Origin of the sequence: Acinetobacter sp. V2, from assembly GCF_001188385.1 — a bacterium.
In the GTDB taxonomy this organism is placed as follows: Bacteria; Pseudomonadota; Gammaproteobacteria; order Pseudomonadales; family Moraxellaceae; genus Acinetobacter; species Acinetobacter oleivorans.
Window position 1 is genome coordinate 1 of sequence record NZ_JZFB01000005.1, and the last position, 273, is coordinate 273.

Below are 273 nucleotides of genomic sequence, written 5' to 3' on the forward strand. Positions count from 1 at the left end.
GTTAAGAGCGACTGTCGGTGCAAGCGCATCCACAACACCTGTTGCAGGTCCTGATGTATTGCCAGCAGGATCTGTTGTAACAGCTGTTACCGTGTCACCATTATTTAAGCCTGGATTTGGAACAGTCCAGCTACCATCCGGTCCTGCAACTACAGTTGCAGTACTACCGTCAGGATAAGTCACTGTTACTGTTGAACCAGGTTCTGCCGTACCTGTAATTGGGTCTGTCCCATTCACCGGGTCAATTACTGGCACATTCGGTGCAGTGGTATC

1 protein-coding gene is annotated in these 273 nt (G+C 49.8%); it reads right to left on the reverse strand.

The window, feature by feature from the left end; translation table 11 throughout:
* Positions 1 to 273: Ig-like domain-containing protein (locus tag UC75_RS14635; protein WP_228137402.1), on the reverse strand; the 273-nt coding region annotated here is incomplete at both ends.